The following is a 24,425-nucleotide window of genomic DNA, read 5'->3' as shown; positions in this document are numbered from 1 at the left end:
CAACGACAATATTTTATGCGCTTTTTTAGCAAATCTGCACAATGACGCGTACCTTCTTTCTAATAATTATTTATTTGTTGAAATCTTCTGACTTATTGATATACTAATTAGTAAGGGAATTGCTCCTTGCAGCCGGCCGTATGAGGCTGTACATATATTAAAAAAGAAAGGAAATGGAGAACACTATGAAAATTTACAGAGCGAAAGACTATGAGGACATGAGCCGCAAAGCAGCCAACATTATCTCTGCCGAGGTTATTTTAAAGCCAGACTGCGTGCTTGGGCTTGCGACAGGCTCCACCCCGATCGGCACGTACAAGAATCTGATCCAATCTTATGAAAATGGAGATCTGGACTTTTCCGACGTTACAAGTGTCAATCTGGATGAATACAAGGGGCTTGGTCCGGACCATGACCAGAGTTACCGTTATTTCATGAACAGCAATCTGTTTGACCATATCAACATTGACAAGACACGCACCTTCGTCCCTGACGGACTGGAGGCAGACTCCGACAAGGCATGCGCCGCGTACAATGACATTATCGCAGGCTGCGGAGGCATCGACCTGCAGCTGCTCGGACTCGGCCATAACGGACATATCGGCTTCAACGAGCCCGCCGATGAGTTTGAAAAAGAAACGCACTGCGTAGATCTGACAGAAAGCACGATCGAGGCCAATAAACGTTTCTTCGCCTCAGAGGCAGATGTGCCGAGACAGGCATACACAATGGGCATCAAAACTATCATGCAGGCGCGCAAGGTTCTCGTCGTCGTAAGCGGAAGCGATAAGGCCGACATCCTGGACAAAGTAGTGAACGGTCCTGTGACACCTGCAGTTCCGGCCTCCATCCTTCAGATGCACAATGACGTGATCATCGTGGCCGACGAAGCGGCCTTGAGTAAAATGTAATAAAACATAACTGCGCCGGATTGACGTATAAGAGTCCTGTACGAGGAGAACTTCCTCGTACAGGACTCTGTTTTTATCCCGCTTATCCGAGATATACGGTATCTTCCTCCGGCGCCCGGGCCGGCTGCAAATCGATGAGATATAGTACGGGCTGTTCGCTGCCGAAGCTTGTCACAGCCTCATATTCAAATCTTGCCCTGACCCGCATCCACTGACGCGGCTCAAAGACCGCCTTTTTGCCGGACTTGCACGGATATCCGCAAAAACGGATGTCCGCCGCGCAGCATGTCATTATTTTTCGTCCGGGCACAAACATCGTCTCTTCCATTCCTTTCGGACGGAACACCTGGGCGAGAAAACGTATCTCTTTGTTAAGATAATATTGCGGATGCTCATAAGCGTCCACATACCAGACTCCAAAATCTGTATCTCCCACTTCGATGATCTCTCTTTTTACATCGTAAGGAAGGTCCTCTTCAGACGGTTCCATGATATGTCCTTCCATGTCCTCAAAGATAAGCTGGCTCATCGGATTCTGGACTTTTACCGCTCTTCGGAAACCGGAACGGTCCATTCCTTTCGGGCACCGGTTTACTACGATCAGCTCGGACTCTGTAAGCTGCTCCATGAGCAGATTTCTCATATTCGCAAGATACATACCAAGTGTTGCGCCGTTCACCGTCGAATATACACCCTGCAGTTCAAAGCCGCGGGGGAGCTGTGTCTTAAGCAGCTCCTCAAGCTTCCACATGCCGTTGTATTCAATGACCACCTGGGCGGGGTGATACTGCTTCTCACAGTTTTTTAAAAACTCCGTACTGAGCTGTTCCGGCCGCTCTATTTTCAGCACCGCCATATCCTTTTCCTTCAGATATGCCTCCTCATACTCCACTTCGCCCTCTTCACACTGAAGAAGAAGCGTAACGCCAGGTTCGATCCAGTCCTGCTCCATCAGCGTCTCTTTCACGAGTGTCGTCTTGCCGCTGTCCAGCAGTCCGGTACAGATAAATAATGGTATTGCCACGTCTTTTCCTCCCCTCTGTCTGCACGCTATACATGAAACAGCTTTTCAAGTTCTGCTTCCCTTAAGTCTGTCCCGATCACACAGAGCCGGCCGCTGTAATCCGGCTGCCCCGGCCGTATTTCACATTCCTCCGGCACGAGGTCGAACTGTCTCCACGTTCCGTCTGTCATCTGAACGATTCCCTTTGCCCTGAGAACGATGCCGTATCCCTCTGTCTCCGCCAGTGCCTTGACTGCATAATCAAGCTCTTCTTCTGTATATCTGTGCGCACTCTCACAGCTCCAGCTTGTGAACACTTCATCCGCATGGTGGTGCTCCTCACAGCCGCAGTTCTCTCCGTGGCTGTGGAGGTGTGGATGTTCCTCATGGCTGTGGCTGCACGTATGGTGTCCATGCCCATGAGAACAAGCATGCGCCCCGTGGCTGTGCAGATGTTCACCGTCCAGAAGGCCGGCCTGTCCCTTTTGCGCGGTCAGTGCATTTTGTATGGCATTTCCGCCAAGCACATCCCATCTTGTAGTGATGACCGGCGCATCCGCATTCTCCCGGCGCAGCATTTTTACGCACGCTTCTATCTTATCGTCCTCCATCATCTGTGTCCTGCTCATAACGATAGTGGACGCATGTTCCACCTGATTCCGGAAGAATTCACCGAAGTTCTTCAGATACAGTCCGGCTTTTCTGCCGTCCACAACAGTGATGAGGCTGCCGATCTCTATGTCCGCCTCTTCCTTTACATCCCGGACCGCACGGACGATATCGGAGAGTTTGCCGACCCCTGACGGCTCGATGATCACCCGGTCCGGTGTATGTTCCTTTAACACCTTCTGGAGTGCCCTGCCAAAATCACCCACAAGGGTGCAGCAGATGCATCCTGAATTCATCTCCGTGATCTCCACTCCTGCGTCTTTCAAAAAACCGCCGTCAATTCCGATCTCACCAAATTCATTTTCAATAAGCACGATCTTCTCATCCAAAAACACTTCACCGATCAGCTTCTTGATAAATGTCGTCTTTCCGGCTCCTAAAAAACCGGATATAATATCAACTTTTGTCATACTGTCCGCCTCTTTTCCAATTGTTGCACCGCCTCTATGCTACCACAAACTCCCGGAGGAAGCAAATACGGTCAGAACTCCTCTGTAAGAACGCCCCACATGACAGATACCACTGGCTTTTTCTCCTCCGGATCAGAAAAAAGCTGCAGACCCGCAGAATGTTATGCTTCTGCGAATCGGCAGCTTTTTATAAATTCACGTCCTGCTCAAGTAGACACCGGATGGGACTGCTTTTGGTTCTTTACAGTAATCCTCCGATGGACAAGAACAACGGTGCAAATACGAGTGACACGATCGTCATCAGTTTGATCAGTATATTGATGGACGGACCGGACGTATCCTTGAACGGATCGCCGACGGTATCGCCGACTACTGCCGCTTTGTGAGCTTCACTACCCTTGCCTCCGTGATTGCCGTCTTCAATATATTTCTTTGCATTGTCCCACGCGCCTCCTGCATTGGACATGAAGATCGCCATGAGCACACCGGTCACAAGCGCTCCGGTCAGCAGCCCTCCAAGGGCGGCAGGTCCGAGCACGATTCCGATGACAAGCGGCGCTGCCACTGCCATGATTCCAGGTACGAGCATTTCCTTCAACGCGGCTGTCGTTGAAATCGCGACACAGGATTTATAATCTGGTTTTGTCGTTCCTTCCATAATGCCTGGCATGGATTTGAACTGGCGTCTTACTTCCTCGATCATCTGATATGCCGCCTTGGATACTGACTGCATCGTCATGGATGAAAACAGGAACGGGAGCATGCCGCCGATGAACAGACCGATGATCACCCGGTTGTCCAGAATATCTATTGTCTTAAGATGTACTGCCTCTGCGTACGAAACGAACAGCGCAAGTGCTGTGAGCGCTGCGGAACCGATGGCAAATCCTTTGCCGATGGCTGCCGTCGTATTGCCGACTGCATCGAGCTTATCGGTGATCCTGCGCACTTCCGGTTCCAGACCGGACATCTCGGCGATACCGCCGGCGTTATCCGCGATCGGCCCATAAGCATCCACCGCAACAGTGATCGCTGTCGTGGAGAGCATGCCGACCGCCGCAAGTGCGATGCCGTACAGGCCGCACACCTGAAATGCGACAAAAATACCGACACAGATGAACAGGATCGGGACAGCCGTAGATTTCATGCCGACCGCCAGACCGCTTATGATCGTCGTAGCGGCGCCGGTCTCAGACTGCTCGCTTATCTCCTTAACTGACTTATAGTCACCGGAAGTGTATACTTCCGTGATGATACCGATGAGCAGACCTACAACGAGCCCTGCCACAATGGCGATGGCCGCTTTGAAGTCTCCGAAAAAGTAATTGCTGAATATAAATGCCACGATCACAACGATAACACTCGTCGCGTATGTTCCCATCTTCAGCGCCTTATGAGGATTCGATTTCTCATCTCCTCTGACAAAAAAGGTTCCGAGAATAGAACCGATCAGGCCAAGTCCTGCTATGATGAGCGGGAATATTGCTCCCGGCGCCTTAAAGTAGACGATCCCCAGCGTCAGAGCCGATATCAATGCGCCCACATAGGACTCGAACAGATCAGCTCCCATTCCGGCCACATCGCCTACATTGTCGCCCACATTGTCTGCGATAACCGCGGGATTACGCGGATCGTCTTCCGGAATTCCTGCCTCTACCTTGCCGACAAGGTCGGCACCCACATCGGCTGCCTTCGTATAGATCCCGCCTCCCACACGCGCGAATAACGCGATAGAGGACGCACCGAGACTGAAGCCGGAAAGCACTTCTACATTGCCGGTGATCAGATATATCGTACTGACTCCGAGCACGCCCAGCCCGGCCACACACATTCCCATCACTGCACCGCCGGAAAACGCGATGGAAAGGGCCTTGTTCATACCGCTTGTCTTAGCGGCATTCGCTGTCCTTACGTTGGCCTTTGTGGCTACCTGCATTCCAAAGTATCCGGCCAGTGTGGAGAATAACGCCCCCACAACAAAGCAGACCGCCGTGATCCAGTTGCCGATCCCAACTCCGATCAGCACAAACAGAACGATCACAAAGAATACAAGTATCTTGTACTCCGCTGTCAGAAATGCTTTGGCGCCATCGCTGATGGCTCCTGCAATTTCTTTCATCTTGTCGGTTCCCTCTTCCTGTCTGTTCACTTTCGCTGCCAGATATGCAGCAAAAAGCAGAGCAAGAATCCCAAAAACAGGAACCAGCTTTAACAACATCTCCATAATTTTCAATCCTCCCACAGATTTGATAAGTAATTATATATTATCATAAATATAACGCTTGTATAGCCTTTTTTCGGATTTAACCGGATTTCCTCAAAATAATTTTGCCGTTTTGAAGAAATAATTGCATTTTATCCAATCAAAAAGAAGTCAATTATCTTGACTTCTCTTCCGCCAGAAACGCCGCTCCGAGCGCTCCCGCATACCTGCCGTATTCCGTCGGCTCCACTGTCTGGCCGACCTTCTCCGATAATATTTTTGTAAAATAACTGCTGCCGCTCAGCCCGCCTGTCAGTATCACCTTGGGCGGGAGGTTCTTTTTCCTGCACAGCTGCGCCACCTTCGCCGCTACGGAGTCCACGACTCCCGCCGCTATATCCTCCCGTTTACGGCCCTCTCCGATATAGTTGATCACCTCCGACTCCGCAAATACGGTACAGAGGGAACTGATAGAAAGAACTTCCCCTGTCTTTGCCAGATCGAATAATTCCTGCAGAGTTATACCGAGCCTGTTTGCCATTATCTCAAGAAACTTTCCTGTACCGGCAGAACATTTGTCGTTCATGAGAAAGTCGCTGACCATCCCGTTCTGTACGAGGATCACCTTCGTGTCCTGGCCGCCGACGTCTATGACTGCGCAGTCATTTCCCGCCAACTCACGGCCGCCTCTGGCGTGACAGGTTATCTCTGTGATGACATAGTCGGCAAATTCTACGGCCACCCGCCCGTACCCGGTAGCCACGACTTTTGTCTCTTCTGACAGGACATCGATCCCGTCTTCCCTAAGCTTTTTTTGGATCGTCAGCGACGTCTCCTTGCTACTCCATCCGGTCGGAAGGACAAATCCTTTTTCTGCTCCGCCTCTTACAACCACCTTTGAGGCGGTTGAGCCGATATCAATCCCTACATAATTCATAACGCAAACTCCATCTAACAATATTTATCCCTGTTGGGATCTATATCTCTCTTTATTTCTACAATATCCAATATTTCTATCCCGTGCTCTTCGATGCATCTTTTCACCGTCTCTATATCATCCTTTTTGATCAGCAGAGAGATGCCGCAGCATTTGCTCGCAGACCGGGGAGTCGGGGCGATCACCGCCCGGACTCCCTCTGCTTTCAGCTCTCTATGTAACCGCATACCGTTGTCGTGATTCGGAAATAATACATAATGCTGTACTTTATCCATCAAACCACTTTCCTCTCCTCATTGCTTAAGCATTGTTCAGCATTTCTATAAATGCGCTTACTCTCGTACGAAGCTGCTGCGCATCACTGTCCGTGTAATCTGTCTCGATGCCGAGGACCGGAATTCCTGCTTCTTTCATGGCTCGTTCCACAAAATACCCTTCTGTGTCATACAGGCTGCAGAACTTCAGATTGACATCGATGATCCCATCCACCTTATACTCTCTTGCAAGGCGGAGTATATCGTCAATACGGCCCTCATTCGGCGTGAAACAGGCACAGTTGATGTTCATGTACCGTTCTGCCAGCGCCTGGATCTGCTCTTCTACTGTTGTCCGGCTTTCGTCCACCAGATGCTCAAAATAACGTGTGCCTGTACACATTTCCTCACAGACTACAGCCCCGCCGCTTGTCTCTACAATATTATGCAGCTTCCAGTTCGGGATCGCCAGCGGTGTTCCTGTCAGCATGATCCGTTTTGTACCGTCTTTTACCACACTGACTCCGTTTTTCACGCGCTCGTCCAGTTCGTCACAGAGCTTGTTCGTCATTTCTGCAAACCGGGCCGGGTCATCGTAGAACGCGATCTGAGAGATGAGCAGTGCGTCGCACCCGCTGACTGGAAGTCTCTCGTTCTTCCTCAGATCATACAGTCGCTGCAGCGCTTTTCTCTTCGTATTGATCAGCTGAATGCCGGCCGCCAGCTTGTCTGCCGTCACGGTGTTGCCGGTGAACTCCTCCACCTTATCTTTAAACTCGGCGATCTCTTCGGCCCACGCCGCTATGTCCTTGCCGCGCTTCATCTGCGGAAGGTTCATCACATGAACCGGCACGTCCTCGGACAGAATCTCCCACGCTTTTTTCTTCCCGTCACACGTCGTCTCTCCCACATACATATCCGCAATTCTGAAAAACGGACATGTGCGGTCCAGCCTTGCGCCTACGGACGCTTTGATAAGCGGGCACGTGTTGGTCGGGAGTACCTTCTCCCCGCCCGGGACCCAGAACTGGGAGCCGCCGCACAGTCCCGTCGCGATAGCATCAGCTGCAAATACAATTTCATCCGGAACGTACACACAGAACGTACCGAAAACCTTTCCTCCCTTTTTCTGGTGCTCGATCAGCTCCGCCGGGCGGACCCCGTGGATCTCGGCCACCACAAAGTTAAAATAATCCATACCTTCCGGTCTGTTTTCCTGCGACAGATAGACATCGCCGAATGCCTGCGGCAGTACCTCGCACAACTGGTCATGCGTCTCAAGATCCATCCCCAAGTCTTTCCACATCTCATGATAATCAGCCATAATTTCCTCCTTTTTCAAAAGGGGTCAGACCCCTATATACCATAGGGGTCTGACCCCTTCGACAATTTAAGATAACCGTAACACTTTCCTCTTATTACGGCAATATAATCTGAAAATATGGCCTATTGTTTTTTTCGATATGAAAATTCTTTTATTTATCATATCTATATTGATAATAACTCTCTTAATGCAGCAGTGCAGCGCTCTATTTCTTCATATTTATTGTCCGCACTGAACGCAAATCTCACGGTTCCCTGCGGATATGTATGCAGAGACTTGTGCGCCATCGGGGCACAGTGCAGCCCGACTCTCGTCATTATGCCGTACTCCTGCTCCAGCCGGAAGGCAAGCACCGCATTGTCCTGTCCGTCGAAATCGAGTGATACTACTGCCACCCGCTCCTTAAGATCTTTTCTTCCTATAATTTTCACTCCGGGCAGCTGCTTAACCTGTTCCAGAAAAGCTCCTGCCAGCTCCATCTTTTTCCTGTGGATGTTACTAAGCCCCTGCTTTTCTATATAGGAGAGGGCAGCATGCAGTCCGATGATTCCCGGCAGATTCATCGTGCCGCTTTCATATTTATCCGGCAGCTGCCCAGGCATATAAAGGGAATCTGACTGGCTTCCGGTACCGCCGGCTATGTACGGGACCATGTTTTCATTCAATCTGTCCGATATAAGAAACCCACCGATCCCCTGGGGGCCGAGCAGACCTTTATGCCCTGTAAATGCAAGAAAATCGATGTTCATCTGCTGCATATCGACCTCAATGGTGCCTGCAGTCTGCGCCGAATCCACCGCGAAATACAGTCCATATTTCTTACATATCCTGCCTGTCTCCTGGATTGGCACAATTGTTCCGCATACATTTGAGGCATGCAGCATGATGACTGCCCGTGTGTTTGCTTTTATCTCCCTCTCCACATCCCCGGGAAGCACGTTTCCTTCTTCGTCCGTGTAAACGGCGCTGTAGGTAACTCCCTGTTCTTCCATCTGTTTGAGCGGACGCATAACGGCATTGTGTTCCATACTGCTTACGATCACATGATCACCTGATCTCAAAAATCCCTTTATGAAATAGTTCAGAGAATAGGTGATGCCAGGTGTGAATACAACCTGTCTGGAACTTTCCGCGTGAAAGAGAGCGGCCAGTTTCTCCCTCGTATCCAGTACCTTGTCTGCCACTTCATAGGCTCCCTCGTAACTGCCCCTGTTAATGTTAAATGCGCCGTTCTCCAAAAGGGAAGCCACCGCCTGCGCAACGCCCGGCGCCTTTGGAAAGGATGTGCTTCCGTTGTCAAAATATATCTTATTCTCCATAGTCGATCTCCACCAATACCAGACCGTTCGGGGGCACTGTCACCCCCGCCCCGGTCCTCTCCTTTGCCTCCAGTATCTCTTTTACCTTCTCAGGCTCATAAAATCCCCGTCCGACACGTATCAATGTCCCGGCAATGATACGGACCATATTGTAGAGAAAGCCATTTCCCGTGATCCGCATGATGATCTCCGGCCCGTCACTGTCGATCCGCAGTTCCGTCACCGTCCGCACCGTATCCTTCACAGATGTGCGCACGTTGCAGAAGCTTGCAAAGTCATGCTCCCCAATGAGATATTTGGCGCCTTCACGCATCTTTTCCACATTAAGCGGAAAGGAAATATGAGTGCTTGTCCTCCGCTTCAGCGGATTTTGTACCGGAGCATTGTAAATATGATACTCATACGTCTTGATCACCACATCTCTGTACCGCGGATGCCAGCCGGCCGGGACTTCGTCGGACCGCACAATAACGATGTCCTTCGGAAGCCGCTGATTTAGCGCGTACGCCATCCGCTCCGGAGGAATGGAAGACGCCGTGTCAAATACCGCCACATTACCGAGCGCGTGAACCCCCGAATCCGTCCTGCTGGCACCGATAACATGGATATCCTCCCCTGTCAGCTTCGTCAGCACACCGTTCAGCACCTCCTCAATCGTGATCCCGTTAGGCTGGATCTGCCAGCCGCAGTAATCCGTACCGTCATAGGCAATAACCAGCCGGATACGCCTTTGGGAGATTTTGGGGACGGGGTTTTTCTCGATTTCCTCCGTCCCTAACTGAATTTGCCCTGTCCCTTTCTTCATTTTCACCTCGTCCTTTATCCACATTTTCCACATTTACTTGCATGTTATCCACATAAAACCCATGGGGACACCCTGATTTTAATTGGGGACGTGGTTTTTCTAAAAAACCTCCGTCCCCAATTACCAGCCAGCTAAAATATCCACACGTGCAGCGGCACGTACCTTCCTATCACGAACACGGCCGCAACGTAAATGATAACTGACACATACGCGATATAGTCTCTTTTCTGGTACTGCAGCGGTTTCATCTTTGTCCTTCCTTCGCCGCCGCGGTAGCATCTTGCTTCCATTGCCATGGCCAGGTCATTGGCCCGGCGGAATGCTGAGACGAACAGCGGAACGAGTATCGGTATCATGTTCTTCGCCCGCTGTATGATATTGCCGTTCTCAAGATCCGCACCTCTTGCGATCTGTGCCTTCATTATCTTGTCTGTCTCTTCCAGCAGTATCGGTATAAACCGGAGCGCTATGGACATCATCATGGCCACTTCATGTACCGGTACGTGAATCTTGTTCAGCGGATGCAGCAGGCTTTCAATCCCGTCAGTCAGCTCATTCGGTGTGGTAGTAAAGGTCATTAGTGATGAACCGATAATGAGGTATATAAGCCGGACCGCCATATAAACTGCGGTTCTCAGGCCGCCCTCTGTTATGGTGAATATCCATGCATGAAAAAGCACCTCTCCATCCCTTGTCAGAAACAGATTAAACAGCACCGTGATGAGCAGCAGCATAATAATAGGCTTTAATCCTTTTACAATAAAAGAGAACGGTACCCTGGATATATTTATCACTGTGACCAAAAATACTGTGGCAACAATATAACCCGGAATACTTTTAAACAAAAACAGGGAAATAAGGTACAGCAAAGTAGACACCAGTTTTACCCTTGGGTCCAGCCGGTGCAGTATGCTCTTTGCAGGGTAATATTGTCCAATCGTAATATCTCGAATCATCCTCTGTTCTCCAATACCTTCATTATTTCATCGGCAGCCTCTGCCGCCGTCGTCACATCTGTCTTCACAGGAAATCCTTTCTCCTGCAGGTCATGCATGATGTATGTCACCTGTGGAGCCGCAAGTCCCACTTTCTCAAGTTCACGATAATGCGCAAATACTTTCTTCGGCTTATCGTTATACATCACAGTTCCTTTATTCATCACGATAATGCGGTCCGCATATCTTGCGATATCTTCCATACTGTGTGAGACGAGGATTACCGTCATATCCGTCTGCCTGTGAAGGTATGCTATCTGGTCGAGAATATCGTCCCTTCCTTTCGGATCCAGTCCGGCAGTCGGCTCATCCAGCACAAGCACCTTCGGCCTCATGGCAAGAACTCCCGCGATGGCAACACGCCGCTTCTGTCCTCCAGAGAGTTCAAACGGAGAAGAATTATAATATTTCTCCTTCAGTCCGGTAAGCCGGAGCGCCTCCAACGCCCTTTTCCTGCACTCTTCCGGCAGGAGCCCCTGGTTTTTCGGCCCGAAGCAGACATCTGTCATAACATCCACTTCAAACAGCTGATGCTCCGGGTACTGGAATACAAGGCCCACCTGACTCCGGAGACTGCGCATATCATACCCTTCGGCATATATATTTTCTTCGTTATAATAGAGTGCCCCGCTTGTCGCCTTTATCAGGCCATTCAGGTGCTGTATAAGCGTAGACTTGCCGGAACCGGTATGACCGATGATCCCCACAAACTCCCCATTGGGAATCTCAAGGCAAATATCTTTAAGCGCCTGCTTCTCATAAGCAGTTCCGGGACTGTATATATAATTCAAATGTTCTAACCTAATTGACATAACGCCTCCACCAATTCTTCCTTCCGCAGTATGCCGTCCGGCAGCGGTACTCCCCGTTTCTTAAGTTCATCGGCTAATATCGTGGCCTGCGGCACATCAAGACGGTACCTCTTCAGCTCGTCCACCCGGGAAAATATCTCCCTCGGCGTTCCTTCCATCACAACACGCCCATGGTCCATCACAAATATCTTATCTGCATCCACCACTTCATCCATATAGTGGGTGATGAGGATCACAGTGACATGCTTTTTCCGCCTCAGTTCCTGCACGGTCCGCAACACTTCTTTTCTCCCGGCCGGATCCAGCATGGCTGTCGGTTCATCCAGTACAATACATTTCGGCTCCATGGCGACGACACCCGCTATGGCAACCCGCTGTTTCTGACCGCCGGACAGCTTGTTCGGCGAATGACTCCTGTACTCTATCATACCGACTGCCTTCAGACTCTCCTCCACACGCTTCCATATCTCCTCCGTGGGAACACCGAGATTTTCAGGGCCGAAACCGACATCTTCTTCCACAACGGTTCCGATGATCTGATTATCCGGATTCTGAAAAACCATCCCGGCAGACTGCCGTACATCCCAGAGCTTATCCGGATCTTTCGTATCCATTCCATTTACCCACATCGTCCCTTCCGTAGGAACCAATATGGCATTCATATGCTTGGCAAATGTTGACTTCCCCGAACCGTTATGTCCCAGAACAGCAATAAACTGTCCTTCCTTCACATCGATATCCACTTCATCTATCGCGCGGGATTTTCCGATAACATTACCTTCCTCATCCCGCTTTTCATATTCAAATACCAGTTTTTCGGTTTGGATCATATCCATAAGGCACAGGCCCTCCATCTTGTATACACAATTACTGTTCTTAATTGTACGTCAAGAAGTGGCTTTTTGCAAGGTACAGTTTCATCCAATCGCAACATGCCACCATACTAAAAAAAGCAGATTTCCTAAGAAACCTGCTCTTTCTTCCTGCCACACTGCACCGCCAGCCCGTTGACGAGCAGAATTCCGATGCTCACACAAATCAGCGCGGCAAAATTTTTCAGAGAAATGATCTGTTCCCCGAGAATAACGGCCGACAAAAATACGCCGAATACAGGGATGCTGAATCCAAAAATAGCAACCTTTCCTACGGAATTATATTTCAGCAATATAGTCCACAGGCTGAATGCAACAGCAGACAGCATTGCCATATATATCAGAAGGGCGGCGGACTTTCCGTCAAATCCCGCAATACGTCCGCCTGCCGCAAATCCAATCACCGTGAGGATGAAACCGCCAAACAAAAGCTGGTAGGCCGTGATCGTCATGGCGCTTTCCAGATGGGATATCTTTTTCATGATAACCGTACTGATTCCATAGAATACGGTACAGATCAACACCATGCCCTCTCCGCCGAACGAAAATCCGTCCCCCCATGCGCCGGGTTCCAGATTGATTATTATCACCCCGAGAAAACCGACCGCACAGCCGACGCCCTGCTTCCACGTCAGCTTCTCCCCTTTGATCAAAAGAGGCGCCGCGAGTATGGAGATAAATGCATTGGACGCATTTATAACAGAACCTTTCGTCCCCGTCGTATTTGCCATCCCGATATAGAAGAACACATACTGAAGTGTTGTCTGCATCAGTCCCTGTCTCAGCACGTACGGCACCGAACTTTTCTTCATGCGCAGGATACGTCTCTCCATGACAGAGCCCATTATAAATGTGAGGACGCCCGCCAGGAAAAATCGATACCCGGCAAATAATATCTGACTTCCCGTCGTCTCAATGTGCAGCCATTCATATCCCGTCTTCACACATGGAAACGCACTCCCCCACAATGCACAGCAAAGCAGCGCGAGGAGCCCCCGCACTGCCGGTTTTTGTAACGTCCGTTCCATTTTATGCCTTCCTATGCTTTCTCAGGCTCCGGATAATCCACACCGTCCGTGTCAACAGTAACCTTTTTCATCTTCTGTTCCTCCAGCGGCCTGTCGCTGTAATCTGTATCCGCTGCCGCGATCTTGTTCACCACATCCATACCCTCGATAATTTTCCCGAACGCAGCATAGGAACCGTCAAGATGCGGAGAATTCTTGTGCATAATAAAGAACTGAGAGCCTGCGGAATCCGGATGCATAGCTCTTGCCATCGAAAGAACACCTTCGCCATGCTTTAAATCATTTGAAAAACCGTTCTGGCTGAACTCTCCTTTAATATTGTATCCCGGGCCGCCTGTGCCTGTCCCGTCCGGACATCCGCCCTGAATCATAAATCCACTGATCACACGGTGGAAAATAAGTCCGTCATAATATCCCTTTCCTACGAGTGAGATAAAGTTATTTACAGTATTCGGCGCAATATCCGGGTATAATTCCGCCTTCATCACGTCGCCGTTTTCCATTTCAAATGTAACGATTGGGTTTGCCATAGTCATACCTCTCCTTTTCATAAACTTACCAGCCCATTGTAACACAGGGACATGGCAGATTCAATTGGGGACGGAGGTTTTTTAAATTTCCTCCGTCCCCAATTTGAATTTGCCCTGTCCCCATTTGAATTCAGTGTGTCCCTTTTCATTTATATAGGATCAGCCCGCCTTTTTCTTCATGGCCGGTGTCCCAGAGTTCCCGGAGGGATATCCTGGCCGCCTCCCCGTAGGTTGCTGTCACTATCTCAAGGCCATCTTCTTTTTCTTCGTATCCCACTACGAGAAACCAGTGCCATATGAAGTCTTTGAACTTCTGATTCTTATGTCTCAGCATAAGATACGGTACCGGATAACCGGCATCGATCTGTTGTCTGATTTTTTCCGCAGCCTCGGTGTACGGGCGGTCTCCCGGAAGAATGTCCATCTGAAGCTTTATATCACAGCCTTCCCTGGCATTTACATCGCTGATATAACGGCTCAGTCCGTCCACATACCACTGAGGCTTCTTCACCCCGCCTGCTCTCGGTCTGATGTATGGTTTCATTATCTGGCTGAATCTTTTGTAATCTTTTACCGTCAGCCCGTCTCTGTCAAATGGATATAGCTGTCTCATATCGGGCCGGCGCGCAAAATATATACAGCTGTCACAGGCCGTGGCCGCGCCGCAGCCGCCGATATTCATCACCACGTTGGTAAACCACTCCTGGTTTCCTCCAAAGGCGCCTTCTATTGTAAAATAATCGAGTTCTCTTTTCATGTCATCACCTTTTTTCTTAAATAAATGCCGGCTTCCTGTATATGCCTGCAAGGATCAGGATAACATATCCCACACGGAAATGCCACACACTGATCGGCTTAAAGCCCCATAATTGACCGGTAACTGATAAATTATATGCTGTAGTTATTATATGCAATATACCCTAAAATGTCACATCAATAATTTATTAATCTTTTAACATCAATAAAACAGGGAGACACAACCCGATGAAGTGTCTCCCTTTCTTATTCTCTGCTTCTTTAAAATGCAACCGCCCCAGTGTCAGTGCCGTTGATAACATAATATACAGCGCCCTCTTCCGGCTTTATGTAAAGTTCCATGGTCCTGATATCTCCGACTTTCCTGCCGGACTTCGTCCATGCCTTCTTAACTGCTGCAACCATATCCTTTTCTTCTACCTGTTTGCCGTAATACTCTACTACTGTATTTACCTTCATTTCTTTTTTAACTGCCGGCTTCTTTGCTGTAGTCTTTTTCGCTGCGGTCTTTCTAACCGGTGCTTTCTTTTCCGGCTCAGCCTTTACTGCTTCTGCCTTTTTGACAGGCTCAGCCTTCTTTACTGTCTCCGCTTTTTCCTTTACAGCGTCTGCTTTTACGTTCACAGGCTCCGTTTTAGCTGCGGTTTCTTGTTTCTTAGTTCCTGTTTTTGTAGCCATATTAATTCCTCCTATATTTCTTAAGCCTCATCCTCTTCAGTTGTGAATATTATATCACACCTAATCAGAATTGCAATTCTTTATCTTCGACGTCTGACGACTAATTGTGCATGTCCTACTCTGTACCTTCGTATTCGTCAGCCATGGATTTGGAGTCTCCGCTCTCTATCACTTCCTGTGTATCCTTGTTGATAAACTGCACTGTCGTATTGATCTCATCCTCCGGAACAAGATTCATCCCCTGGTACATATTCCCTGCCGCATACATCACAAGCGCTCCAAAAGACTGCAGTCCGCCGTACGCCGCCGGATCTACCATGATCTTAAACTCCGTCACATCATCGTTATACGTGATCTCTGTAAAAGAAGAATAATTTTCCTTGTCCTCCAGCAGTTCAGAAATAGATTCATCGATTCCTTTTTTCATCTCTTTGAGAAGCTTTTCGTGGGTAGACTTGTCCATCTTATAGGTGACAGACCCGTCGTCATTGACCTTCACTTCCTTCACGCCCTCTGCCTTTGCCTCCTCATTGATATCCGCCATTCCTTCTTCATCAAAAAATGATGCCGGAAGTGTAAGCTCAATGTCCTTTTCCTCTTTCTTGACAGACTCTTCTTTCTTATCTGCTTTTTTGTCCTCTTTCTTGTCGTTTCCCCCGCAAGCTGTCAGCGATAACGCAAGCATCGCAGCCATACAGATCAATAAAAACTTCTTTTTCATAACCTTCCTCCTCATAAACTACTCTTTTGATCACCGAATATCTTCAGTGTTTAAATAACAGTTTTGCAGATTGCGGCACATTTGTCAACTTGTACGCGCCCGCCGCCTTATTCTCCGATGATCTTTACCAGCACCCTTTTGTCGCGCTTTCCGTCAAACTCATAGTAAAATATCTGCTCCCACGTCCCGAAGTCGAGTCTTCCTTCCGTGACGGCGACGACAGTCTCCCGTCCCATGACCGTGCGTTTCAGATGGGCGTCCGCATTGTCCTCATAACCATTGTGTCTGTACTGACTGTATGGCTTCTCAGGCGCCAGCCCCTCCAGCCATTTCTCATAATCCTGATGAAGCCCGCTCTCATCGTCATTGATAAATACACTGGCTGTGATATTCATCGCATTGACAAGAACCATCCCTTCCTTTATGCCGCTTTCACCGACCGCATCCTGCACATCCTGTGTGATATTTACAAGTCCTCTTCTTGACGGAAGATGAAAATGTAATTTTTTACTGTAAGATTTCATATATTGACCTCCTCGCATAATATCTGTTCATACACTTTAGTCTCATCATATAAATTCTAAATGGAATTGTCAAACTTTTAAAAAACGTAATAAAAGGAATATTTTCGACAGAAAGTTTGAATTACCGCGCCAAACCTGTTATGATTAACGCATATTCTAATACTTACATAATACTTACAGGAGGTACTAAAGATGAGTGAAGAGATGAAATCCGAAGAACTCACTGAGACAAAGGCAGAAGAAACTATTGAAAATGCCGAAGATAAAGCTGCAGACAATACCGGCAGCGCCGAGGACAGTTCTAAGGAAAACGACAAAAAAAGTACCGGCAAAACTGCGGAAGAACCGGAAGCAGAAACTCCCAAATCAAAACTGGATTATGAAGAAGCCTATCATAGCATATACAAGGACCTGCTGGAGCACCTGCGCAGCTTCTCCCCTACAGATGAGATCGCGTACCGTATAACAGAAGAACACATAACAGAGTATCTGGAGGGCAGACGTGAAGAAAAGCACCAGGAATACAAAGAACGCCGTGATAAACGGCTGCTGTCAGCTCTCAAGCTGATCGCGATCCTTGTCTGCATCGTATTGATCGTATGGTTCCTCAAAGACAGCCAGGCGATCCTCGTCAATATTCTCTACATTATCGGCGGACTGATCGCGCTCTGGATCTGGAAATATCCGCACAATAAGGATGAGTAAAGACATCTCATATTTTAATGTTTTAATGAAATAACAGGAGAAGGCCGGCCGGAAAGGGCGCAGACTTCTCCTGTTTTTTACCTGCAAATATTCTTCTGTTCCTACCTTCACCGGCTTCTGTGCCTAAAAAACACCGGCAAGTTCAAGTACAACCCCTGCTGCTACGCCCACCGCAAATAGCACGGCTAGTATTTTCATGTTTTCTTTTCTCTGTCTGTTCACCTTGAACAGGACAACGAGACCGATCCCGGCCCCGGTACAAAGTCCTGCGATGACCGAAGCAAAGGAGATGGCTCCGTTCAGATACAGCTGCGTAAGGATGACTGACGCGGCACAGTTTGGGATCAGGCCGATCACAGCCGCGATCACAGGCTGAAAGACTGTATTGCCAAGCAGCAGCGTAGACAGTTCATCTATACCAAGCACTTCTATGCACAGGTTCAGAAGACCTGTAAAAATAAAGAGATAGATAAAAATCTTCACCGTATGATGGAGCGCAGGCTTCAGGATCCCTCCGTCTTCCTCGCACCCACAGTCGCTGCAGAGCGTCCCGCACTCTTTCGGGACCTCGATGCGCCGTGAGAGAAAAATGTCCGTCACATACCCCGCGATCACGGCGATGATCACTTTTGTGAGAAGAAGAAAGACCACATCCTTCCCCCTCCCCGGATTCCCCATTATAATGAGAAGCGCCTCATCCGAAGTGGCAATAAACACGGACAGCAGCGTCCCCACGGAGATGATTCCGCCTGCGTACAGATTGGACGCCAGGACTGAAAATCCGCACTGGGGAACACATCCCGCCGCAGCGCCGACTACCGGCCCCGCCTTTCCGACTCCCGCCAGAAGCCTCGCCGTAAATTCGCCGGAATAATACTCCAGAGCCTCAATGACGAGAAACGCCGCAAATAAAAACGGCAGCATCTTCAGACAGTCTAACGTCGTATCGAGTAATATATCTTTTAATAATGTCATTTACATTCCACCCCCGCAATCAGGTTAAGTAATCATTTTATCTTCTTTGTCGTCATTTTGCAAGGGCACATATACCACTTTTTTTATCAACAGTTTCCCGTGTACACATGATCCAGGTACTTTGCCGCCTCTCCGGCAAGTCTGTATACAGTCTGTATGTCCGTCGGACAGCCGTCCTCCATCCTGAACGCAGGGAAAAATCTCGTCACATGCAGAGGAAGCTTCCGGTCGATACCTGCAGCCCAGCGGGCCAGTTCCCTCATCTCCCCGGCGGAATCATTTTTGCCCGGAACGATAAGAGTTGTCAGTTCCACGTGACATTCCTGCGCCGCACACTGAATAAAATGCTTTACTGTCTCCAGGTCCCCTCCCAGCATATGATAATATTCCTCCGTAAATCCCTTTAAATCTATGTTCATGGCATCGATATAAGGAAGGACCCGGCGGAGTGTTTCCTCCGTTACAGACCCATTCGTCACGACCACACTCTTCATTTTGGCCTTTCTGACAAGAAGCGCCGTATCTCTTATGTATTCGTAACTGATCATAGGTTCATTATAGGTAAAAGCTATTCCGATATTTCCCTTTTCTCCAAGTTCAGCCGCCCGCTCTGCCAGCTCTTCCGGCGTAAGAAAAACATTCCGGCGCCTGTCTTCACCTCTCATGGATATGTCATGGTTCTGACAGAACGGACAGTTCAGATTACAGCCATAGCTCCCCACAGACAATACTTTTGTCCCGGGGAAAAATCTTCTGAGCGGCTTCTTTTCTATCGGGTCAAGCGCAAGCGCTGTTATGTGTCCGTAATTCCCACATATTATCTCACCGCCTCTGTTCATTCTCGCCCTGCACCGCCCGGTCTGGCCCTCGTCCAGAACACAGCGGTGCATGCATACACGGCATTCTTTTTTCATATCTGTCACCTGTGCCTCACAACCTCGAAGCGTTCCAGCTTCACCGGTTCATGCTCACCGATTCCCGCTTTCTGCCGGGCAATGGCGATCTGCTCTTCGACTGTGTCCACTCCTTCCAGGTTCGGAAGCAGCAGTCCCCTCCTCCAGCCTCTGCTCACGATAACGCCGTATCGCTTCACATCCAGTTCTTCCGGTCCCTGAATCTCCTCCGTATCTCCCAGCACATCCACACTGTACGCAAGCTCCGCCAGTTCCTCCTTCTCAACAGGAGGAAAACGCGGGTCACGGACGCCCGCACTGACCGCATTCTCCATGATCTCTTCTGCGAGAGAACTATGCACACCGTCTATCGTCCCGATACACCCGCGCAGCGCGCCCCCCTTTTTGAGAGATACAAATGCTCCGGCCCGCCTTTCCGTCATCTCTTCCGGCAGTCCGCCGGGCATCTTCATCTGCCTCCCGGTGCGGATATATGTCTCAAGCGACTGTCTGGCAAGCCTGACATACGCATCCAGACCGTCCTGCCCTTCTGATTCCTTCTCCTCTTCTTCTGCCTTCCGGCCGGTGACATGATACGAACATATCCCATATCCTACGCCAAAAGGTCCTTCATAGGACAACCTGCGGGCCTCAACCGCACAGCCGTCCAGCGCGCCCGCCATGATCATAAACGACCGGTGTCCGCACTCGCCCGCCTTCTCCAGAAACTCCTCGGAGAAATCCGAAAGACGCGCAAAGTCGCCCTCTCCCATGATATCCATGATCATCCTGTCATATTCCGGCCCTTCCTTCCGGTATCCGTAAGGGCCCTCTTCTTTCAAGTAATGTGACAGATCTCCGCTCGCCAGCAGCACTGTCTTTCTCCCGAGCCGCTTAGCCGTCTTCTGTATATATCCGCCAAGCCTGTAATGGCCGGCAAGCGAAAGACCAGACAGGCCGATGCGGACGAGCCTGTACTCTTTATACTGCTCATTGACAAAATAAAGCGGCACCATCGTTCCATGATCCAGGCTTTTCTGCCGTTCCCCGCAGGTTCCTGCCGGAAAGCCGTCTCTCCCGGCCAGGCTCTCCAGCCTTGCAGTGAACTCTGCGTCATACCGCACGTCAATTTTCTCCTGCGCTGCCCGGAACTGCCCAAAGTCACCTGAAGCCCCCGTTCCCGGCGATATATGAAAATAATCCCGGTACATCACGGCATGAGGCGACGTGACCACGATCGTGTCCGGACGAAGAAGGGCTATTTCTTCCGCCGCCATCCGATAAGCCTCAGCCGTGGCGGAGACGGCCCGCTCCTGCCCACGTCCCACCGCCGGCACGATGAGCGGAGGATGAGGTACCATATAAGCTGCTTCCACAGACATCGTATCATCTCCTGTCTTTATATGCACATTCCCTATATACACATTCCTTCACTGCACGGTTACTCTTCTACCATTATCTTGATGATCTCTTCATTCGTCTCCCGCATGCCTTCTTTTCCAAGCCTTCCCACATTTTTGATCGTAGCTTCCACGCCCTTTGTCACGATACCGTCACCGCCGTAAAACTGCTGGCCGTTCTTATACATATAGTATCCTAAAATGCCTGCATCCACAGAAGACGCGATCTTGGCGGCACAGGATGCCTTGGCGCCGTCGCATACAATACCGGACACTATAGCTAGGGCGTTGACTACCGTGTGGATGACTTCCTCATAACCTCCACTGCACAGATAGGCGATGCCCGCGCCGGCGGCAGCTCCCGCGCTGACCGCGCCGCAGTAGGCAGACAGACGGCCTATGCCCGTCTTCTGGTGAATGGCCACCAGATTAGAAAGCGCCAGCGCACGGTACATCTTGTCCTCGCCGGACGCAAGCTCCCTGGCATATTCTACTACAGGAACAGAACACGTGATCCCCTGGTTTCCGCTGCCCGAATTGATCACCACCGGAAGCTCACAGCCATTCATGCGTGCATCGGAACCTGCTGCGGCCTTCGCCTTTGCCCTCGTCTTGATATCATCCCCGTACGTGTCAAGCAGCACACTTCCGATATTAGCGCCGTAGTCCCCCTTCAGCCCTTCGTCTGAGATCGCCGTATTATAGGCGATCTGCTGGTCCAGCACGTCCCGCACATCCTCTATGTCAAGCGACTGGACAAAATCCCAGATCGATTCCATATTGAGCACACTTCTGTCTGTAAGTCCTTCCTCTTTTTCACCCTCCACCGGAATCTCCAGCAGCTTCTCCCCATTCTTCTCTATGAGGACAATATTTGTGTGATAGTTGGCGATCCGCACTTTCGCATGATCCTTTCCTTTATACACTGTGACGATAATATCAAATGTGATGCCGTTGTCCACGTGAACTACCTTGATCTCTGTCTTCTCAAGGAACGCCCGCATCTGCTGAATCTCCCCGTCCGACACTTCAGAAATGACTTCCAGCTCCTTATCCGCCTTTCCGGCAATGATACCCGCCGCCGCTGCCGCAGGGATCCCCTTCAGATGGTCTGTGTTCGGCACTATGACACTCTTGACATTCTTGATAATACTTCCGCTCGCCTCCACAAGCACTCTGTCCGGCACTTCCCCAAGCACCTCCCTGGCCCTGGCCGCCGCATACGCAAGCGCGATCGGCTCGGTACACCCCATGGCCGGGACAAGTTCCTCCTTCAGTATCTGTACATATGCGCTGTACACGTTATCCTCTCTGTTCATACCTTCATCCTCCGTTTCTACATCTCCGCGTTCTTAAATCTCATGATCATCTCATTTGTCAGGCTCAGATCCGATGCCTTCACAGGGATATCCTCCCTCTCAAACCATTCTGCCAAAGCCAGCTCCTCTTTATCCAGCGTGATCTCCTCATCCCCATCCAGCTCGGCATAGAAGCCAAGAAGCAGCGTGTCCGAAAAAGACCACGGCTGGCTCTTATAGTATGTAATATTCTTTACCTTCAGTCCTACCTCCTCCATGACCTCACGCCGCACCGTGTCCTCTATCGACTCCCCGATCTCGGCAAAACCCGCCAGCAGCGCATATTTTTTGAACTCCCGGTTTGCATATTTGGACATCAGCAGACGGTTCCCATGGGTGAGTCCGATAATGACTGCGGGCATGATCTTCGGATATTCCATATTGCCGCACGACGGACACTTCAGCATACGCTCCTTCCCGTCCGGTTTCGTCCTGCTTCCGCACCGTCCGCAGAATCTGTGGCTTCCATACCAGCGGTAAAGCTGGGCGCCTGTAATGCCGGCGAAAGCCATATGCCGTGGAACTGCCGTGCGGAATATCTCCGTATCCTCCAGCGTAAAATCCCCGGCCTCGTAAAAACCGATCCCCTCTCCCAGGTAAAAACGCTGTCCGTCTATAGAAAACAGATACGTGTATTCCTCATACAGCCCTTCCGTGTACGGTTCCATTTCCTCAAAAGTAGGAAAGGCTATCTCCTCCTGCCCTGTCTTCCTCAAAAGCACTTTTCTGCCGCTGTAGCACAACAGAAAGCTTGCGCCGTCCGGCGCTTTTGGCCTGTACTCATTTGAAAAACAATGGGGCTCAATATCCTGTATCATGATCACTTCTCTCCTTCTGCTCATATTTCTTAATACATTATACCTTAACAGACGCCGGATGTTCAATACGTATCTGATCTCACAAAAAGAGCCAGGCTCCTCTGCGACGGAGCCTGACCCGGTTTTTATCCTATTTACTGTCCGAGACTTTCAAACAGGGAGGCCAGTATGTCTACTGATTTATTCAGTCCGAGACGGCTTACATTGAGGACAAGCTGATAGGATGACGCCTTTCCCCAGTCCTCTCCCGTATTCGTCTCATAATAATACTTTCTCTCCCGGTCTATTTTCTTGATCTTTTCCGCTGCTTTGCGCTCCGGAAGTTCCTGAAGCTGTGCTATTCTCTTAATCCGGTCTTCCTTGTCCGCACAGATGAACACGCTGACACAGTTCGGACAGTCCTGAAGTACATAGTCCGCACATCTTCCCACGATCACACAGGGACTTCTCCCGGCCAGCCTGCGGATGATACCGGACTGCGCCTTATACACCCTCTCACTGAGGGGACGCATATAATCTTCCGCATTCATGTAAGCCACATAGTCGCCAGGTCCTGTGATATAAGATGCCAGGAAACTGCTGAGGGCGGTCTCATCCACTTCCCTTGCCGCCTCCTCGCTGATATCCAGCTCCTTTGCCGCCATCGCCACCAGATTATGATCATAAAGCGGAATGTCCAGCTTCTTGGCAAGGCGCATGCCTATTTCATGCCCCCCGCTGCCGCACTGACGCCCTATTGCAATAATAACATTATCTGTCATACGATCCACTCCTTCCCTTGTTGATAACTATAAATATCCGTCCACTTGTCTTATTTATATTATACCCCTTCAGAGAACGAATTCCAATAGCGGATTACGGTTCCGGCGCCTCTGCCCTGCCAATGATATATGCCTCCACTTCTTCTTTCTTCATGCCGAGTGCAACCGCAAGCTCTCCGTACAGTCTGTCCTGTGCCATGTGCAGATAACGCTCATCTCCCGCCGTAACTTTCTTTCCCTGTGCGATTCTGTCCTGTCTGCGGCGGTAGATCGTCTTAATGATCTTTATCCACTCTCTGCAGTCACATTTGTAAAGCGCTTCTTTAAACGCCGCTTCTCTTTTCTTCTCATCCTGAATCCACAGTGCATCGATATCATTTATATGATCCACCAGCTCGTTTGCCTGCTCTCCTGATATCACAGGCCGCATTATAATCTTTTCGCTGTCCACAGGTACATAGGCCCTGCTGTTGCTGTCATACACGGGCACAAGTGTATAGTACAGCCTTTTCCTTGGCGCGCCGGTTATATGAACAGGCCCTGTCTCCTTTACTCTGCACACGCCATATCTTCCACATACAATATACTCTCCTACGTCAAACATCCTTGTCACTCCTATTTTATCACTTCTATCCGGCGTTACAAAAATGCCAGAAGAACGCACATCATTCTCCTGACATTTTCTTTCCTTGTTCTCTTTTATTTTACTACGAATAAAATAAATTCTCTAACACAACTTTTGACGGCCCCGGTTTTTCATGAGA

At 49.7% G+C, this 24,425-nt stretch carries 26 protein-coding genes; 2 read left to right on the top strand and 24 right to left on the bottom strand.

Annotated features, from left to right (window positions below; all coding sequences use genetic code 11):
• Nucleotides 1-185 precede the first annotated feature (185 nt).
• A complete protein-coding gene (gene nagB / locus LAJLEIBI_RS01215) occupies nucleotides 186-911 on the top strand; it encodes a glucosamine-6-phosphate deaminase (protein WP_040435780.1) in 726 nt (241 codons plus the stop codon).
• 82 nt (nucleotides 912-993) lie between these two features.
• On the opposite strand, the gene LAJLEIBI_RS01210 is transcribed toward nagB, so the two are convergent.
• The 17 genes from LAJLEIBI_RS01210 to LAJLEIBI_RS01130 all read right to left on the bottom strand — a co-directional run bounded on the left by LAJLEIBI_RS01210 (nucleotide 994) and on the right by LAJLEIBI_RS01130 (nucleotide 16,751).
• On the bottom strand, nucleotides 994-1,935 hold the full coding sequence (locus LAJLEIBI_RS01210; protein WP_006444376.1) for a TIGR03943 family putative permease subunit: 942 nt from the start codon (nucleotides 1,933-1,935) through the stop codon (nucleotides 994-996).
• A gap of 26 nt (nucleotides 1,936-1,961) precedes the next feature.
• Nucleotides 1,962-2,993 (bottom strand): CobW family GTP-binding protein, encoded by a 1,032-nt coding sequence (locus tag LAJLEIBI_RS01205; protein WP_006444377.1) that lies wholly within the window; start codon nucleotides 2,991-2,993, stop codon nucleotides 1,962-1,964.
• Between the two features lie 241 nt (nucleotides 2,994-3,234).
• Entirely contained in the window at nucleotides 3,235-5,217 is a 1,983-nt protein-coding gene (locus LAJLEIBI_RS01200; protein ID WP_006444378.1) for a sodium-translocating pyrophosphatase, read from the bottom strand.
• Nucleotides 5,218-5,371: 154 nt separating this feature from the next.
• Entirely contained in the window at nucleotides 5,372-6,133 is a 762-nt protein-coding gene (locus LAJLEIBI_RS01195) for an acyl-CoA dehydratase activase (protein WP_006444379.1), read from the bottom strand.
• 14 nt (nucleotides 6,134-6,147) lie between these two features.
• Entirely contained in the window at nucleotides 6,148-6,408 is a 261-nt protein-coding gene (locus LAJLEIBI_RS01190) for a putative Se/S carrier protein (protein ID WP_006444380.1), read from the bottom strand.
• 25 nt (nucleotides 6,409-6,433) lie between these two features.
• On the bottom strand, nucleotides 6,434-7,711 hold the full coding sequence (locus tag LAJLEIBI_RS01185; protein ID WP_040435781.1) for a double-cubane-cluster-containing anaerobic reductase: 1,278 nt from the start codon (nucleotides 7,709-7,711) through the stop codon (nucleotides 6,434-6,436).
• Nucleotides 7,712-7,875: 164 nt separating this feature from the next.
• A complete protein-coding gene (locus LAJLEIBI_RS01180; protein ID WP_006444382.1) occupies nucleotides 7,876-9,030 on the bottom strand; it encodes an aminotransferase class V-fold PLP-dependent enzyme in 1,155 nt (384 codons plus the stop codon).
• Complete coding sequence (gene truA / locus LAJLEIBI_RS01175) at nucleotides 9,020-9,769, bottom strand: tRNA pseudouridine(38-40) synthase TruA (protein ID WP_040435903.1); 750 nt, start codon at nucleotides 9,767-9,769, stop codon at nucleotides 9,020-9,022. Before truA ends, LAJLEIBI_RS01180 begins: the two co-directional genes overlap by 11 nt.
• A gap of 197 nt (nucleotides 9,770-9,966) precedes the next feature.
• Nucleotides 9,967-10,791 carry an energy-coupling factor transporter transmembrane component T family protein gene (locus LAJLEIBI_RS01170; protein WP_006444384.1) on the bottom strand — a complete coding sequence of 275 codons (825 nt, stop codon included), beginning with the start codon at nucleotides 10,789-10,791 and terminating at the stop codon, nucleotides 9,967-9,969.
• Nucleotides 10,788-11,642, bottom strand: coding sequence for an energy-coupling factor transporter ATPase (locus LAJLEIBI_RS01165; RefSeq protein WP_006444385.1), 855 nt, complete (start codon nucleotides 11,640-11,642; stop codon nucleotides 10,788-10,790). The genes LAJLEIBI_RS01170 and LAJLEIBI_RS01165 overlap by 4 nt, the downstream gene beginning before the upstream one ends.
• The gene (locus LAJLEIBI_RS01160; RefSeq protein ID WP_040435783.1) at nucleotides 11,627-12,478 is read right to left on the bottom strand and encodes an energy-coupling factor transporter ATPase; all 852 of its coding nucleotides are present in this window, start codon (nucleotides 12,476-12,478) and stop codon (nucleotides 11,627-11,629) included. The genes LAJLEIBI_RS01165 and LAJLEIBI_RS01160 overlap by 16 nt, the downstream gene beginning before the upstream one ends.
• Nucleotides 12,479-12,603: 125 nt before the next feature.
• On the bottom strand, nucleotides 12,604-13,542 hold the full coding sequence (locus tag LAJLEIBI_RS01155) for a DMT family transporter (protein ID WP_006444387.1): 939 nt from the start codon (nucleotides 13,540-13,542) through the stop codon (nucleotides 12,604-12,606).
• Nucleotides 13,543-13,553: 11 nt separating this feature from the next.
• Nucleotides 13,554-14,072: a peptidylprolyl isomerase gene (locus LAJLEIBI_RS01150; RefSeq protein WP_040435784.1), complete on the bottom strand. Its 519-nt coding sequence runs from the start codon at nucleotides 14,070-14,072 to the stop codon at nucleotides 13,554-13,556.
• Nucleotides 14,073-14,217: 145 nt separating this feature from the next.
• A complete protein-coding gene (locus LAJLEIBI_RS01145) occupies nucleotides 14,218-14,829 on the bottom strand; it encodes a hypothetical protein (protein ID WP_006444389.1) in 612 nt (203 codons plus the stop codon).
• A gap of 260 nt (nucleotides 14,830-15,089) precedes the next feature.
• A complete protein-coding gene (locus LAJLEIBI_RS01140; RefSeq protein ID WP_006444390.1) occupies nucleotides 15,090-15,506 on the bottom strand; it encodes a DUF6465 family protein in 417 nt (138 codons plus the stop codon).
• 115 nt (nucleotides 15,507-15,621) lie between these two features.
• On the bottom strand, nucleotides 15,622-16,227 hold the full coding sequence (locus tag LAJLEIBI_RS01135) for a hypothetical protein (protein WP_040435785.1): 606 nt from the start codon (nucleotides 16,225-16,227) through the stop codon (nucleotides 15,622-15,624).
• A gap of 107 nt (nucleotides 16,228-16,334) precedes the next feature.
• The gene (locus tag LAJLEIBI_RS01130; protein WP_040435787.1) at nucleotides 16,335-16,751 is read right to left on the bottom strand and encodes a secondary thiamine-phosphate synthase enzyme YjbQ; all 417 of its coding nucleotides are present in this window, start codon (nucleotides 16,749-16,751) and stop codon (nucleotides 16,335-16,337) included.
• A gap of 192 nt (nucleotides 16,752-16,943) precedes the next feature.
• Here LAJLEIBI_RS01130 and LAJLEIBI_RS01125 point away from each other — a divergent pair, with 192 nt between their 5' ends.
• Nucleotides 16,944-17,456, top strand: coding sequence for a hypothetical protein (locus LAJLEIBI_RS01125; RefSeq protein WP_006444393.1), 513 nt, complete (start codon nucleotides 16,944-16,946; stop codon nucleotides 17,454-17,456).
• A 123-nt stretch (nucleotides 17,457-17,579) separates the two neighbouring features.
• Here the strand turns inward: LAJLEIBI_RS01125 and LAJLEIBI_RS01120 are convergent, their stop codons facing one another.
• From LAJLEIBI_RS01120 to LAJLEIBI_RS01090, 7 genes are all read right to left on the bottom strand, one after another.
• Nucleotides 17,580-18,431, bottom strand: a complete 852-nt coding sequence (locus tag LAJLEIBI_RS01120) for a putative manganese transporter (protein ID WP_006444394.1) — start codon at nucleotides 18,429-18,431, stop codon at nucleotides 17,580-17,582.
• Between the two features lie 86 nt (nucleotides 18,432-18,517).
• Complete coding sequence (gene amrS / locus LAJLEIBI_RS01115) at nucleotides 18,518-19,345, bottom strand: AmmeMemoRadiSam system radical SAM enzyme (protein WP_040435788.1); 828 nt, start codon at nucleotides 19,343-19,345, stop codon at nucleotides 18,518-18,520.
• Between the two features lie 5 nt (nucleotides 19,346-19,350).
• Complete coding sequence (amrA, locus tag LAJLEIBI_RS01110; RefSeq protein ID WP_040435790.1) at nucleotides 19,351-20,706, bottom strand: AmmeMemoRadiSam system protein A; 1,356 nt, start codon at nucleotides 20,704-20,706, stop codon at nucleotides 19,351-19,353.
• A 59-nt stretch (nucleotides 20,707-20,765) separates the two neighbouring features.
• Nucleotides 20,766-22,043 (bottom strand): L-cysteine desulfidase family protein, encoded by a 1,278-nt coding sequence (locus LAJLEIBI_RS01105; protein ID WP_006444397.1) that lies wholly within the window; start codon nucleotides 22,041-22,043, stop codon nucleotides 20,766-20,768.
• Between the two features lie 17 nt (nucleotides 22,044-22,060).
• Entirely contained in the window at nucleotides 22,061-22,900 is an 840-nt protein-coding gene (gene nudC, locus LAJLEIBI_RS01100) for an NAD(+) diphosphatase (RefSeq protein ID WP_040435791.1), read from the bottom strand.
• Between the two features lie 134 nt (nucleotides 22,901-23,034).
• A complete protein-coding gene (locus LAJLEIBI_RS01095; RefSeq protein ID WP_006444399.1) occupies nucleotides 23,035-23,661 on the bottom strand; it encodes a cytidylate kinase-like family protein in 627 nt (208 codons plus the stop codon).
• Nucleotides 23,662-23,755: 94 nt separating this feature from the next.
• Entirely contained in the window at nucleotides 23,756-24,265 is a 510-nt protein-coding gene (locus LAJLEIBI_RS01090; protein ID WP_006444400.1) for a CarD family transcriptional regulator, read from the bottom strand.
• Between the last annotated feature and the right edge of the window lie 160 nt (nucleotides 24,266-24,425).

The organism is [Clostridium] hylemonae DSM 15053 (genome assembly GCF_008281175.1).
In the GTDB taxonomy this organism is placed as follows: Bacteria; Bacillota; Clostridia; order Lachnospirales; family Lachnospiraceae; genus Extibacter; species Extibacter hylemonae.
This window is presented reverse-complemented; position numbering and strand designations above follow the sequence as displayed.

Coding starts and splice junctions, on each gene's coding strand:
- nudC (WP_040435791.1), bottom strand. CDS start 22,900: ATGATACAGGATATTGAGCCCCATTGTTTTTCAAATGAGTACAGGCCA.
- LAJLEIBI_RS01150 (WP_040435784.1), bottom strand. CDS start 14,072: ATGGCAAACCCAATCGTTACATTTGAAATGGAAAACGGCGACGTGATG.
- LAJLEIBI_RS01090 (WP_006444400.1), bottom strand. CDS start 24,265: ATGTTTGACGTAGGAGAGTATATTGTATGTGGAAGATATGGCGTGTGC.
- LAJLEIBI_RS01205 (WP_006444377.1), bottom strand. CDS start 2,993: ATGACAAAAGTTGATATTATATCCGGTTTTTTAGGAGCCGGAAAGACG.
- LAJLEIBI_RS01200 (WP_006444378.1), bottom strand. CDS start 5,217: ATGGAGATGTTGTTAAAGCTGGTTCCTGTTTTTGGGATTCTTGCTCTG.
- LAJLEIBI_RS01105 (WP_006444397.1), bottom strand. CDS start 22,043: ATGAACAGAGAGGATAACGTGTACAGCGCATATGTACAGATACTGAAG.
- LAJLEIBI_RS01130 (WP_040435787.1), bottom strand. CDS start 16,751: ATGAAATCTTACAGTAAAAAATTACATTTTCATCTTCCGTCAAGAAGA.
- LAJLEIBI_RS01180 (WP_006444382.1), bottom strand. CDS start 9,030: ATGGAGAATAAGATATATTTTGACAACGGAAGCACATCCTTTCCAAAG.
- LAJLEIBI_RS01170 (WP_006444384.1), bottom strand. CDS start 10,791: ATGATTCGAGATATTACGATTGGACAATATTACCCTGCAAAGAGCATA.
- LAJLEIBI_RS01160 (WP_040435783.1), bottom strand. CDS start 12,478: ATGGATATGATCCAAACCGAAAAACTGGTATTTGAATATGAAAAGCGG.
- LAJLEIBI_RS01165 (WP_006444385.1), bottom strand. CDS start 11,642: ATGTCAATTAGGTTAGAACATTTGAATTATATATACAGTCCCGGAACT.
- LAJLEIBI_RS01125 (WP_006444393.1), top strand. CDS start 16,944: ATGAGTGAAGAGATGAAATCCGAAGAACTCACTGAGACAAAGGCAGAA.
- nagB (WP_040435780.1), top strand. CDS start 186: ATGAAAATTTACAGAGCGAAAGACTATGAGGACATGAGCCGCAAAGCA.
- LAJLEIBI_RS01195 (WP_006444379.1), bottom strand. CDS start 6,133: ATGAATTATGTAGGGATTGATATCGGCTCAACCGCCTCAAAGGTGGTT.
- LAJLEIBI_RS01190 (WP_006444380.1), bottom strand. CDS start 6,408: ATGGATAAAGTACAGCATTATGTATTATTTCCGAATCACGACAACGGT.
- LAJLEIBI_RS01095 (WP_006444399.1), bottom strand. CDS start 23,661: ATGACAGATAATGTTATTATTGCAATAGGGCGTCAGTGCGGCAGCGGG.
- LAJLEIBI_RS01135 (WP_040435785.1), bottom strand. CDS start 16,227: ATGAAAAAGAAGTTTTTATTGATCTGTATGGCTGCGATGCTTGCGTTA.
- LAJLEIBI_RS01145 (WP_006444389.1), bottom strand. CDS start 14,829: ATGAAAAGAGAACTCGATTATTTTACAATAGAAGGCGCCTTTGGAGGA.
- LAJLEIBI_RS01120 (WP_006444394.1), bottom strand. CDS start 18,431: ATGACATTATTAAAAGATATATTACTCGATACGACGTTAGACTGTCTG.
- LAJLEIBI_RS01155 (WP_006444387.1), bottom strand. CDS start 13,542: ATGGAACGGACGTTACAAAAACCGGCAGTGCGGGGGCTCCTCGCGCTG.
- amrA (WP_040435790.1), bottom strand. CDS start 20,706: ATGTCTGTGGAAGCAGCTTATATGGTACCTCATCCTCCGCTCATCGTG.
- amrS (WP_040435788.1), bottom strand. CDS start 19,345: ATGAAAAAAGAATGCCGTGTATGCATGCACCGCTGTGTTCTGGACGAG.
- LAJLEIBI_RS01140 (WP_006444390.1), bottom strand. CDS start 15,506: ATGGCTACAAAAACAGGAACTAAGAAACAAGAAACCGCAGCTAAAACG.
- LAJLEIBI_RS01185 (WP_040435781.1), bottom strand. CDS start 7,711: ATGGCTGATTATCATGAGATGTGGAAAGACTTGGGGATGGATCTTGAG.